This is a genomic window from Candidatus Poseidonia alphae (genome assembly GCF_943787815.1).
In the GTDB taxonomy this organism is placed as follows: Archaea; Thermoplasmatota; Poseidoniia; order Poseidoniales; family Poseidoniaceae; genus Poseidonia; species Poseidonia alphae.
The window spans coordinates 859,022-871,466 of the sequence record NZ_CALSNW010000001.1 but is presented as its reverse complement, the minus strand read 5'-3'; the positions used below and the strand labels follow the sequence as shown (position 1 = coordinate 871,466).

The following is a 12,445-nucleotide window of genomic DNA, read 5'->3' as shown; positions in this document are numbered from 1 at the left end:
TTCCATTCCGAAATTTGAGGGGGGTTAAGTATCCAGCCTTCGTTTTCAGTCCCTTTGCTCGGCTGTGTTTTTTCTTGATTCGGCCCCGTTGCATAATGGAACGTCCGTTCCCCCCGGTGAAAGGTTTCGCAAATTACGAACCACGATCACAACGGCTGAGGGGAAGGAAGCTGCTAACATATATCCGAAGAAATAGATCACTACAGCCAGGGCGAGTGGGTTGTAAGGCGAAAGGCCGAACAGAATTCCTAAGGCAGAAAGAGCAAGACCAAATACAAATAAAAGCCACCGGGATAATCCGAAGGGGAAGTTGAAATCAAAGAAGGTTGGTTCAAGGGCAGGTGCAAGAATTTCTCGTACTTGTGCTTCGTCGGCCATGAAGCCTGTTTTGTTCCCTCCCTTTTCCCTCTTGGGGTAAAAACGGTGGTTTTCATATATTCTTTGAAATAATAAATACAACCGCTTCTTAGGTTGGTTGTGGTTGATGCTGAAGAAATGGGGTTAACCCTTCTGGATAACGTCGTGGAGGGGGGGCTCGCTTATGCTGCCCTCATCTTGGCGTTTTCACTCCTTTTGTTTATACAAGGTGCAAAGAGACTCCCGTTTACGATGGGGACGACGGGTTTTGTCGTTGGTTACGGGATGTCGTACCAATTTACCGACCAGTTCAATCGGTTGGGAATATCTCTTAATGACGCTCAATTTCAACTCCTGTGCGGGATTGTCCTGGGGGTTGCCGCCATCAGCGTAACACAGATCGCCTCGCGATTTCTCGCTGCTGGAATGGTTTATCTCGCTGTCACACGTCTTATCTCAGTTGGAGATACTTACGGATACGACTTTGAGGGGGACACGTTTTTATCTGGGATTTTAACGCTAATAGCCCTCATTTTCAGTTTCTCATTCCGCCGCCTCATACCCGCTGTTCTTGCTGCGGTTATGGGTTCGGTTGGAATTCTCTTTTCGGCCTACTTGTTCATGGGATGGGATATTTATCGATTGGATGGAAGTTCGATTGATGTGTATCTCTCAATACCGTTCATCATCGGAAGTTGTTACATCCAATTCAAGTATTTCATGAACGACGACGAAACGCTGGATGAAGAAGAAAAGGATTACGATTTTTAATCGGTCAATCCTTATTGGCCGATTTGATTTGCCCAACCCATGAAGGTCGCTGTTGTCACGGGTGCTAACCGCGGAATAGGTTTTGAACTTACGCGGCAACTCTTGGATTCTGGTTATGCCGTACATGCAACCTATCGGAGCAACATGGGCGGACTGCAAGGTGTTCATCACCAAAACTTGACCGTACACAAGACGGATGTATGTTCCGTGGAAGATGTCGCCAATCTCATGAAATCAGTTGGGCCGCAGGTCGATCTTCTCGTTAACAATGCAGGCGTTGCGGATGGGAGGTGGGCGTCTATATCCGAAATTGACCTCGAGCATGCGGCGAGGGTGTTTGAAGTCAATGCCTTTGCACCTGTGCGGGTGACGCAGCATGCATTGCCTTTACTTGAAAAAAGTGGGTCGAGCACCGTGGTAATGGTATCGAGTCTTATGGCCTCCATCGATGATTGTAAAAGCGGTAAGTCGTATGCGTACAGAGCGTCAAAGACGGCCCTTAACATGTTTGCGATGTCGATGAAAAATGAGCTTGCTGCAATCGGTTCTTCGCTCCTAATCCTCCATCCTGGCTGGGTTGAGACCGACATGGGTGGGCCTCGGGCGCCGTTAACGCCTGAAGAAAGCGTCCATGGGATTGTTAAACGGATCAAAGAGCAAGATATGGCCATGAGTGGACGATTTGTTCAGTACGACGGAACCGAATTACCGTGGTGAATAAAAAAACCTTCACCTTGATATGGTACGGAGGTTTCCAGCAAATGAGGCCGGGATATGAAAGGCATGAGTGACGAAAATACTGAAGCGAAATGTCCAGTAATGCACGGTGCAATAAGCGCGCCAAGTACTGGGATGAAGAACAACGATTGGTGGCCAAACCAACTAAATTTGGCAATCTTACATCAACACGATAGGAAATCAAATCCAATGGATGAGAATTTCGTATACAAGGATGCATTCGAATCTATGGATTATGCTGCCATGAAGAAAGACCTTCATGCGTTAATGACCGATAGCCAAGACTGGTGGCCTGCTGACTACGGCCATTATGGGCCGTTCTTTATTCGTATGACCTGGCACGCTGCTGGAACGTACCGAATCGGTGATGGTCGTGGTGGAGCTAGCACTGGAGCACAACGTTTTGCTCCGCTCAACAGTTGGCCAGATAACGGGAACCTCGACAAGGCCCGACGTCTGCTTTGGCCCGTTAAGCAAAAGTACGGTAACAAGATCAGTTGGGCTGACCTTTTGGTGTTGACCGGTATTGTTGCAATTGAATCAATGGGTGGACCGGTCTTCGGATTCGGAGGCGGACGTCCCGATATTTGGCATCCTGAAGAGGACATCTATTGGGGTGCAGAAGACGAGTGGCTTGGTGACGACCGATATGGAGACACACGCCAATCTCTTGACAATCCTCTCGCTGCTGTCCAAATGGGACTGATCTACGTTAATCCTGAAGGTCCAAATTCAAACCCCGACCCCCTCTTGAGCGCTCAAGATATTCGAGAAACCTTTGCCCGTATGGCAATGGATGATGCTGAAACCGTCGCACTTACCGCTGGTGGCCACACCTTTGGGAAAGCCCACGGTGCAGGCGATGCTGGACAGGTTGGTTCTGAACCTGAAGGTTCATCGATTGAAGAGCAAGGATTTGGATGGGCAAATACTCACGGGTCTGGAAAAGGTCGCGACACCATCACCAGTGGAATTGAAGGTGCATGGACTGCAAACCCCACCCAATGGGACAACGGTTACTTTGACCTCCTGTTCAAGCATGAAGATTCTTGGACGCTTGTTAAGAGTCCTGCGGGTGCAAACCAGTGGACTCCAGCAAACCCAGACGCTGAAGATATGGCTCCGGATGCTGAAGACGCTTCAATCAAGGTCCCTACCATGATGACCACCGCTGATATGGCAATGATTCGAGACCCCGAATACCGGAAGATCTCCAAACATTTCCATGAGAACCCAGAAGAATTTGGCGATGCGTTCGCTCGTGCCTGGTTCAAACTCCTTCACCGCGACATGGGGCCAAAATCCCGTTACCTCGGGCCCGATGTGCCTTCTGAAGAGCTCATTTGGCAGGACCCCGTCCCCTCCGGAAGCACATCGTACGATGTCTCTGCATTGAAGCAAGCCATCAAGTCGTCCGGTCTTTCGGTTCCAGAGATGGTTGAGACCGCTTGGGCAAGTGCATCCACTTACCGTGGCTCTGATATGCGCGGCGGTGCAAACGGGGCACGAATTCGTTTGTCTCCTCAGAAGGACTGGGCAGCCAACAAACCTGAACAACTTGCTAAGGTTCTCGCTGCACTTACTCCTCTTGCCGAATCTCACGGTGCAAGCGTTGCAGACACGATTGTCCTAGCAGGTAACGTTGGTATTGAGATGGCATCTGGAGTTGAAGTTCCATTCGAGCCTGGCCGTGGAGACGCAACCGATGCTCAAACCGATGTTGGCTCCTTTGCTGTTCTTGAACCTGTATCGGATGGTTTCAGAAACTTTTTGCTGAAGAACTACAGCGTCAGTCCAGAAGAAATGATGCTCGATAAGGCTCAACTGCTTGGTTTGTCCGCTCCCGAGATGACCGTTCTTGTTGGTGGTCTCCGCTCAATGGGCGTGAGTTCCGATGACCGTGGAATATTTGGTGATAACACAAACCTCTCCAATGAATTCTTCGCGACCCTCATGGACATGAATGTGCAATGGAAGGCAACTGGCAGCAACTCGTACGAAGCAAAGGACCGCTCCAGTGGAGAGCTCGTTCGTCGGGCAACCCGGTACGACCTCGTGTTCGGAAGCAACTCCCAACTTCGTGCTATCGCTGAGGTCTATGCTCAAGATGACAACGGGGAGAAGTTCGTCTCCGACTTCATTCATGCATGGAACAAGGTCATGAACGCAGATCGTTTTGACCTTGCTTGAACGGCGTAACAGATATACGCCGGCGCTGAGTGGAATTGATATGGTCAATATCGGAGACACAGCCCCAGCCTTCACCTTGAAAAACACAGAAAAGAGTGACGTTAGCCTTGCTGACTACAGCGGTCAAACCGTTATTCTAGCCTTTTATCCTGGTGCTTTCACTGGTGTTTGCGACAAAGAGATGTGTGCGTTCCAAGAGAACCTTGCTCAACTTAACGGCGCCAATGCAACCGTTCTTGGAATCAGTGTTGACTCCCCTTGGGCCAATGCCGAGTTTGCTCGAAAATACAGTCTGGATTTCCCGTTGCTCTCAGACCTTGACAGAGATGTCGTCAAAGCATACGATGCCGCATTTGTCGGACTTGGTGGCATTGAAGGCTACATGTCTGCGAACAGAGTCGTCATCGTAGTTGGTGGCAATGGAGTCGTCCAATATCGCTGGGTTGCTGAAAACCCAGGTGTTGAGCCAGACTACGACGCAGTCGTTGCTTTGGCCTCATCGCTTTGAACGTTTGACTGTTGAGAGGGGTTGGTTATGGAAGATATTCTTCCCAAGATTACTCTTGTGAAGCAGCGAGAAATTGGTGCTGGTCCAACCGATGATGCATCGTTGGGTTTGGATCAAACCCTCCAAATGTTGTGTTCATTCTACACTCTTGAGGACTTGGGCAGCTTTCTTTCGAGTGAGATGTTCGAACAATACGGTCGCTCGGGGGATGCTTGGGTCGTTCTAGAACTTGGAATCTACAAGGAACATACGAAGACCATCGAGATGATTCCTTCTGCTGAAGGTTTTCTTCTTGCTGATGTCCTTCAGTCGGGCGTTTTTGAAGGAAATGTTTGGCGGGGTGAGCTCGTTTCTGATTTGCTGGAAGCCATTAAAAAATGGCATGGTGTTGTAGGTTTGAGTTAATCTCAATAGACGATAGGGGTTCAATTGGACCGCTGCCGGTTACGGTATACACTCCAACCTATTTGTTGTGACACCTTCGTGTATTAGCCCGTTTTTTGGATGGCTCTTTCAAACACTGCAGTGTAATCTGAAGCGTTATGCTCGTAGGTATATTTCGAAAGCACACGTTCTCTGCCCAATAGTGCAGAACTTGCAGTCTGATGACTGGATAACATCTCGTTTACACATCGTGCTAAATCAGAAGGATCTCCTCTTTTGAATAAACCACCAACTGAAGAATCCACCATCTCAGTCAATGGCTCTTGGTCAACGGTTGCTACTGGGGTACCGCTTGCAAGGGATTCAAGTGGAATTAATCCCTGTCCTTCGTAGTATGAAGGATAGACTACAAGGTCTGCTGAACGGAAATGCTGAGCTAATTCATCGAATGATAGGCTGCTTTGAAGATGGATTGATTCTGATATGCCAAGTTTTCTAGCATTTTTCTCTAAACTTGATTTCATGTGACCTCGGCCAACGATCACCAATTTTGCACCCGGATTTTCTGCGAGAATTTCGGGCATAGCTCGTAGTAAAGTCATGTATCCTTTGCGTGCAACTAATCTTCCGACTGCAAGTAACATGGGAGTATTCGTTTCTGCTGAGTAAGACAACGCTTCATGGTCACCACAACCGTATTGGGTTCTGATACGTTCATGCTCGAGTTGCTCTGCTTCAGCGTCCATATTTGGTGGACGGAAAACTTTGTGATCGCACCCCCAAAGGATTACCTCGCAATCGAAGTTTGCTTCCGGACGGTACCATTGTTTAAACTCCTTGAGCGTCGATTGGGAATTTGAAACACAGATACTGGACTCCAAAATCCCCGCTCTTTCGTATCGAGAATACCATCCGGCCGTAGTTAGAATTGCGAGGTCATTCGGATTTCTCCATGTCGCAGACTCTCTGGCCGCGGCTGCTCTTTTCACGCCCTCTTTCTCTCCTAACCAAGAACCGTGTAGACACGACACTACTGGAGCAATATTATTCTGCAACCACCTGAACTCTTTCCTTTTCCAAGATACCAAGGGGAGATGGGCATTGATAACATCAATTGGTTTTTCTGAATGAAGATTTTTCAAAGCCTTAATTGCGCTTTTTCCATATGAGCGAGTGAACGCCATAGGCAGTCGAGCCCAGCGAACTGGAACCACATCTACTCCTTCTTGAGAAGGCACATTTTCCGGGTGAGAACGGGTGATAATTGTTACCTGGTGCCCCAATTGAACAAAGTGTCCAGCAAGATGGAAAACCACTGAACCAATTCCTCCCCAACGGGGCGGATATTCACCTGACACTATCGCAATGTGCATGTCGAACAAACACCCCACTTGGTAATATGATAAATAATCCAAGGGATAGATGGCGTCAAATGAAAAGATTGAATCAAGGTGCTGTGGCGGACAAGTTGCCGGTGTCTATCACCATCATTCTTCCACCTCGTAATGAAGAGGAAACCCCTGGTCCAACCGTAGATTCAATCCATCGAGATTCCGTTTGATGAATTGGAGATCATGATTGTTGATGGTTCGAACGAACCTCAATAGAAGATGGAGCAGCAGGTCAGTGACCCATCTGCTGCACGGATTTCGCTCATGTCCACCCTGATGATTTCAAAACCACGATTGACGAGTTCGGCCTCGACGGTTGGGTATCCGTCGGCGATGATTACCTTGTTTCCCGGCAAGCCAATGGTATTGCACCCGTAGGCTTCCTCTGCGGGCATCCAAACGACTTCGCACCCTTCTGGAAGTTCACCGAACGCATCTTTTGAAAGATAGCCTTCGGGGGCCATGATGAGTTGGTCGGTTGGTGTAGAGCTGATGCTTGTCAAGTGGAGGGCGTGGCCTGGAATGTCGATGATTCGTAACTCATAATCAAAGAAATCGAGCAAACTTTTGAGGGCTGCAATTCCTAAATCGTTGGTCCGAGACGAACGCCCCACGAAAAAGAGGTTACCAAGTCGGATGATGTCGCCGCCGTCCATTCGTGCATCGCCGCCCATGGTGCATGTTTGGATCCCTTCAAGGGACTCCATGAGGAAGTTTGCAATCGGAGGTTGTTCGGCAACACGGCTTGGATGACCGGGCGTTGGAAGAAGAATATGGCTGTCAATAACAACCGCTTGATCCTCAACAAACATGCAGTCGGGATGGTTGTGGTCGGCTTCTAAGAGGGTGACTTCAACGCCATGTTGGCGAAGAAGATGGCAGTATTGTTCGTGTTGTTGGCGGGCAAGGGCAACGTCCGTTGGCCCGTTTCCAAAATAGCCGGCAAGCGCCTCCGTGTAGGAGTCGGGAACACTGCGGACCAGGGCGCGTGCCTTCTGGTCCAACCGTACGGTTGCCATGATTGTTCGGACGATGGGCATTTCTTAACTGTTCGCCTTTTTACGGAATTCGTTTTCCGTTGAGTGGAAAGGGCTTTCCGGCGTATTTGTTGGGCTCAGTAAAACTGTAACATTCAACAGGGAGGGCGGTTTGGCCAATGACATGCTGAGTTTGAGATTGAATGCGTTTGGCCTCATCGCTCTTATGTTAATGGCGCCCTTGGCCGGTTGTTTTGGAGAAGATGATGGTGAAAAGGTTCGTGCCTCTTCACTCACTGTTGTTGAAGCGGATTCCCTCGAAGGTGGGATGTGGCAAACCATTGTCCTAAAGTCATCGCAAGACCTCGCAGTCTTCCTTCCATACTTCGTCCAAGACCCCGGCTCCTTGCGAGCTCAGAACGGAACCGTGTTGGACATGTCCGAAGGGTCCAGTGTTGAAATCAGCATCCTCCTCCCCCCACGAAATCCTGACATCGTGTTCCTCGTTGGCGAGTACAGCCGAACCGATTGGCCCATCCGTGCCGCCGATGAATCGTGGATGGATTGGATCGAAGACGGTTCAAAGGGGTCTTCAGTTCAAGTCACTGATAATGAAGACGAAGGTGGTTTGTGGCCGTGGGTCGTCCCAGGAAATTCAACTGGAGGAGGGGTCGCTCACCTTCACTTGACAACAGAGCGCCCACAGCGCTCCGACCTCACCGAAGAAAATGGAGTCGGTGCAAGCGAGGGTTGGGTCAACGGAAGAGATGTCTACGAATGGGTGGATTTCATCACCGATGAAACAGCAGATCCGTTGGACCCAGCTGATGGCGCCGTTGGCTTCCTTGACCGATGGATTGGTAACGGCAACCCCGGCTACGAAGATGCAATCACGTATTTCGAAGGCGTCATGGTTGGATACGGTTTGGACGTGCAAGTTCACCGCTTCCAGTCCGGCACCCTTTGGGCAGTCAACATCTGCGCGTACAAAACCGGTACGGTTTATCCCGACGAGTGGTTGGTCTTCGGTGCTCACTTCGACATCGCCCCCTACGCCACGCCCCCTACTGCCGTTATTCCTGGAACTGAACAGCAAGGATATGGAACACGAACCGGTGCCTATGATAATGCCGCAGGCTCTTCCATGGTCCTTTCAACAGCAAAGGTTCTCGCTGACTTTGACGCTCGCCGAACGATGGTGTTCTGCTTGTGGTCTTCAGAAGAAGAAGGGCTTTGGGGCTCAAGTGCGTTTGCTGGCGACCTCCCTGCAGGTGTGACCGTGAGCAACTATCTCAATCTCGACATGGCTGGTATCAACTACCCTGGTGACTTTGCACTCTCTGTATATCTCGGACCAGATGGCACGGGTGACGTCATCGACCAGAAGGGCATGTACCATCTCGCTGAATGGATCGGTGCAGACGCGTTTAACCTCGCAGACCAAATTGAAAACGGACGTGAGGAGTGGGCTAATGGTGGAGAAAGTCCACTGTGGGAAAACAACTACAAAGACACCGTCGCAATCTACGAAAGCCCCACTGCAAGGAGCGACCACGATTCGTTCCAGCAAATTGGTGTTGCAACCCTTGGATGGAACGGTGTTGTTGATGGTTACCCTTGCTACCACAAGACGTGTGACAAACTCGCAACCATGGAGGAATACATGACTACCGATAACGCAACCGGTGAAGCAAATCTCGTTCATTCGTGGGACATTGTCACGTGGTGGGCTGTTTACGCGTTCTTGCACATGGACCAGACCCCGGTGCCCAATGAATTGTGAACCATCACGACTCAATCAAATATCGAAGGTCCTCAAGGAAGAGGTCAAGCACCCAGTCGTTATCGCCCCACCAAACGCGTTGGTCTCCGTGGCGGTCAATCAATACGGTTCCAGTTGAATGATTGACGTTGTAGTCATCGGGATGGTGGCGGGCCGTTGTGTTGTTTTGATTTTCTTCTATTTGCAGCCCTACGCCAAAATTCATCCAAACTGCATTCATGGCCGTCATTGCTGGAGCGTTGTCTTCCGAGGAATTGGTCGTGAGGTGAGTCCAATTGGAATTGGTTCCTGTTTTCCACTCGTGAAGGGTACTGACATTGTCCCTCCATGGGTCAACGGTTATGGTGAGAAACGTGGTTGAATTCTTCTCGTCAGGAGTAAGTTGGGATTGAACCCATTTCATGTTGTGCGTCACAATAGGGCAGATGTCGATGCAGTTGGTAAACAAAAAGGCGACAACTACGGTTGTGTTTTGTGCTTCTTCAGAAAAGGTCCACGGTGTGTTTTCACTTGTAGTGAGGGTGAAATCGTTAACAAACTCTGCTTCAATGATGACGCCATTTGGGTCCCACTCAGACACTTGGTCGGGAGAAGTGCAACCCGCTAGAAGAAGGATGAGGCATAGCAGCAGCGTCAATATCGTATTCTTCATATCATCACTTTAGAGGCGGTAAGGCATATCGATATCCAATTGGACCAAATACAGGCCCGTGGAAATACAAGAGGCGTAGGTAATCCCGTCATGATGTTCCACGGCCCAAAGGAATGGCACCCACCCGAAGTCGTAGAAACTTGAGTCGAGGGGGGTGCCGTCTTCACCGTGAGGAAGATAGTACGCCACGGTTGCTTCCTCGTGGATAGCAACGCGGTCTTCTGATTCTGGTGCTACCAGCGTTTCAATATCAATAATCCACAGTCCGGCGTGATAATGGGAAATGTACAGGCGGCCGTCCCAACCACCACCATGGCTCTGGTCGTTTTCGTCCGTAGTTTCAAAATAGGTGCTGTCTAAGTTGTGTGGGGAAAACAACAACCATTCTTCCCCGTTGGGGTGGGCTTCACAGTCTTCTCCATAGCAATGGTCTTCGGCGTACGGAATTTCCCAATCTCGTATCAGTTTGGGTTTGAATTTGAATTGGCCATCTTCCATGGTGTATTCGGTCGTGTCGATAAGATAGATGATCCCGGTTCCAACGTTTGTTGAAAGCACTTCAACGGCCGCTGTTACAAGATGGACGGGTTCGTCGGAGTACCCAACATGGGACAAATCTACCATTTCCGGGAAGGGTTCTGCATAATGGATGTAAGATACCCTTCCGCCGTTTTCGTTACCGGTGGTTCCGCTATCGGGTTGGCCGTCGTCGTCCATGTCGAGGAAATCCATCCACAGGCCTACTTCAGGGGCTCGCCATCGGCACATCAGTGGGTTTCCTTGACCTGCTTTACACACCGTAGCATGTACGGCGTATGCCTCTGGCGAGGTTACCGGATGAGGTACATCGGTAACATCTCCGATGCGGAGTCCCGCCTCCCAGTAACTTCCGTAGATGAAAGTGCGACCGTAACGCGGGTCATTTTGGTCTTCACCGGGCCACGTTTGAACGGTCATGTCGTGAATGTATATCCAACCGCCTCGCGTCGTTTCCCAAGCTACTTCGTATTCGCCAACCTTGATCATCGTGTGGCCCGCTCCGCTGAGAGGGACTCCTGGAAGGTTACGGGCAGCGGAGCCGTCAAGGTTGAGGTGGACGATGGTAACCCCGCCACAAGCCTCGCCGATGGCATCGTTGCATTCGTTATAATCGGGATTAGCGATGAAGACATACCATTCACCGTTAATCATGTGCGTGTAGAGGTTGTGGGGGCCGCTTGGGTGGTCGCTATCGTACCACGAATCGATGAGGGTTGGATTGGTCTTATCGGTCACGTCGATAAGAAGGGCAGATACTTGCGTTGGGTCACTCCATTCACCAACGTTGGGGTCGGAGTTTCCCGGATCGATGAGTTGATTCTGCTGAAGAATGTACTCTCGTCCGTTGTATTCCAGATATTTAACGTCCAGAACCTGGGTGTTAGGGTCTTTGAAAACGCCAACGACTTCTGTGTTTTCAGGGTCGGTAACGTCTACGATGTGCATGTCGTTCCAGCCTGCTAGGTAAGCGTAAGTTTTGTTGTCTGGAGTTGTTGCTACCTGGATTTCAGCGTTTCCCGGGGTCGAAAGGGAATTGTAGTCAAGGAGTTCCATGTTGTCAGTGCCTGCAATGTGCTGTGATGCATTGCTGTGGTCGTGGCCTTCGTATTGGAACAGTGGATCGCCGCTCGAAGTCAAGAGTGCATTCCCTTCCTCGGTGATTTCTTCATCGCCAAGAAGAAGGCTTGTCATGGATGCTAAAAAAAGTAGAAGAAAAATACCTAACGCTATTTCTTTCCCGTTCATGTATGTCTCATCGGGTTCGTCCGTTTGGTCTTTATGACTTGGTGGGTGTCGGTGGTCATGGGCAAAGTGTGGGTTGGGGTTGGGATTGCCGCTCTCTTGGTGATGATTTTCGCCTCAGGTTCTGTTCATGCACATGAACAGCAAACCCTGACGATTATTCTCAATGATGAAGGTGCGGTGGTCGGAAATATTTCAGACTCTGCTTTTGTTCAAGGAAATGCCGTATGGTTCAAAATGCACGATACGACTGAAAATGCTACCATGCAGATCGGTATTGATTTGAACGCCGATGGTGTTCTTAATGCTTCAGTGGACTTCATTTCATCAACCATTGTAGAGTCGTGTGACTTGGACGATAATGGCTCGTTAATCGATGAAACATGTGAAGTCTCCGCAATCTATGCCTTCCCGTCAAATGCTACGGTTGGAACATATCAATACTGGGTCATGAGGGACGTCAACAACATGACCACGAATTGGACGTATGAAATTCAGGTGTTCGAAGACATTCACGATGATGGGGGGCCTTCTCCAGGCGACTGCTTTGGTGCTGGCTGTGACGATGTTCTTGTGGATGCTTTGGATGAAGATGAGGGTGCAAGCGACGGTTTTTCTCAAGATGATTTGGTGAAGTTAACCGCCGCCATCGCTGGAATTGCAGTCGTTTTCCTTGCGCGTTCAATACTGCGTGAACGAAACGTGGAGTACGAGCCCAAACGATTTGAAGAGGAATGAATCAACCTTCGAGGAGAGGGCATTGCACATCGTCCACGATTTCAATGATATGATTTGAAAACAGATTTCGTTTCTTCTTTATTCTCAAGTGAGAGGGTTGGCCTTTGCTTTTGTTTCGCATGTTCTCATGTTTACATTGGTCCTGTTCCTCTATCAAAGAATCGGTCCGTAGAA

Annotated in this window: 12 protein-coding genes; 7 read left to right on the top strand and 5 right to left on the bottom strand. The window is 49.6% G+C overall.

Going from position 1 to position 12,445, the window contains the following annotated elements:
• Positions 1–45: 45 nt before the first annotated feature.
• Positions 46–378, bottom strand: coding sequence for a hypothetical protein (locus AAA857_RS03750; protein WP_338173263.1), 333 nt, complete (start codon positions 376–378; stop codon positions 46–48).
• Between the two features lie 99 nt (positions 379–477).
• On the opposite strand from AAA857_RS03750, the gene AAA857_RS03745 reads away from it, so the two are divergent.
• Genes AAA857_RS03745 through AAA857_RS03725 form a run of 5 tightly spaced genes read left to right on the top strand, consistent with a single transcriptional unit; the run spans position 478 to position 4,969 of the window.
• Positions 478–1,128: a hypothetical protein gene (locus AAA857_RS03745; RefSeq protein ID WP_338173261.1), complete on the top strand. Its 651-nt coding sequence runs from the start codon at positions 478–480 to the stop codon at positions 1,126–1,128.
• Between the two features lie 39 nt (positions 1,129–1,167).
• Positions 1,168–1,845 carry an SDR family oxidoreductase gene (locus AAA857_RS03740; protein WP_338173259.1) on the top strand — a complete coding sequence of 226 codons (678 nt, stop codon included), beginning with the start codon at positions 1,168–1,170 and terminating at the stop codon, positions 1,843–1,845.
• Between the two features lie 57 nt (positions 1,846–1,902).
• Positions 1,903–4,056 carry a catalase/peroxidase HPI gene (gene katG / locus AAA857_RS03735; RefSeq protein WP_338173257.1) on the top strand — a complete coding sequence of 718 codons (2,154 nt, stop codon included), beginning with the start codon at positions 1,903–1,905 and terminating at the stop codon, positions 4,054–4,056.
• Positions 4,057–4,096: 40 nt separating this feature from the next.
• Positions 4,097–4,564 carry a peroxiredoxin gene (locus tag AAA857_RS03730; protein ID WP_338173255.1) on the top strand — a complete coding sequence of 156 codons (468 nt, stop codon included), beginning with the start codon at positions 4,097–4,099 and terminating at the stop codon, positions 4,562–4,564.
• 27 nt (positions 4,565–4,591) lie between these two features.
• Positions 4,592–4,969: a hypothetical protein gene (locus tag AAA857_RS03725; protein ID WP_338173253.1), complete on the top strand. Its 378-nt coding sequence runs from the start codon at positions 4,592–4,594 to the stop codon at positions 4,967–4,969.
• A gap of 83 nt (positions 4,970–5,052) precedes the next feature.
• Here the strand turns inward: AAA857_RS03725 and AAA857_RS03720 are convergent, their stop codons facing one another.
• Together AAA857_RS03720 and AAA857_RS03715 are read right to left on the bottom strand one after the other, a co-directional pair.
• Positions 5,053–5,694, bottom strand: a complete 642-nt coding sequence (locus AAA857_RS03720) for a glycosyltransferase family 4 protein (protein ID WP_338173251.1) — start codon at positions 5,692–5,694, stop codon at positions 5,053–5,055.
• Positions 5,695–6,548: 854 nt separating this feature from the next.
• Positions 6,549–7,358, bottom strand: a complete 810-nt coding sequence (locus AAA857_RS03715; RefSeq protein WP_338173249.1) for an arginine deiminase-related protein — start codon at positions 7,356–7,358, stop codon at positions 6,549–6,551.
• 142 nt (positions 7,359–7,500) lie between these two features.
• Here AAA857_RS03715 and AAA857_RS03710 point away from each other — a divergent pair, with 142 nt between their 5' ends.
• On the top strand, positions 7,501–9,099 hold the full coding sequence (locus tag AAA857_RS03710; RefSeq protein ID WP_338173247.1) for a M28 family peptidase: 1,599 nt from the start codon (positions 7,501–7,503) through the stop codon (positions 9,097–9,099).
• A 4-nt stretch (positions 9,100–9,103) separates the two neighbouring features.
• On the opposite strand, the gene AAA857_RS03705 is transcribed toward AAA857_RS03710, so the two are convergent.
• Together AAA857_RS03705 and AAA857_RS03700 are read right to left on the bottom strand one after the other, a co-directional pair.
• The gene (locus AAA857_RS03705; RefSeq protein ID WP_338173245.1) at positions 9,104–9,751 is read right to left on the bottom strand and encodes an SCO family protein; all 648 of its coding nucleotides are present in this window, start codon (positions 9,749–9,751) and stop codon (positions 9,104–9,106) included.
• 9 nt (positions 9,752–9,760) lie between these two features.
• Positions 9,761–11,536 (bottom strand): hypothetical protein, encoded by a 1,776-nt coding sequence (locus AAA857_RS03700; RefSeq protein ID WP_338173243.1) that lies wholly within the window; start codon positions 11,534–11,536, stop codon positions 9,761–9,763.
• Between the two features lie 57 nt (positions 11,537–11,593).
• Between AAA857_RS03700 and AAA857_RS03695 the strand changes: the two genes are divergently transcribed.
• A complete protein-coding gene (locus tag AAA857_RS03695; RefSeq protein ID WP_338173241.1) occupies positions 11,594–12,271 on the top strand; it encodes a hypothetical protein in 678 nt (225 codons plus the stop codon).
• Positions 12,272–12,445: the final 174 nt, after the last annotated feature.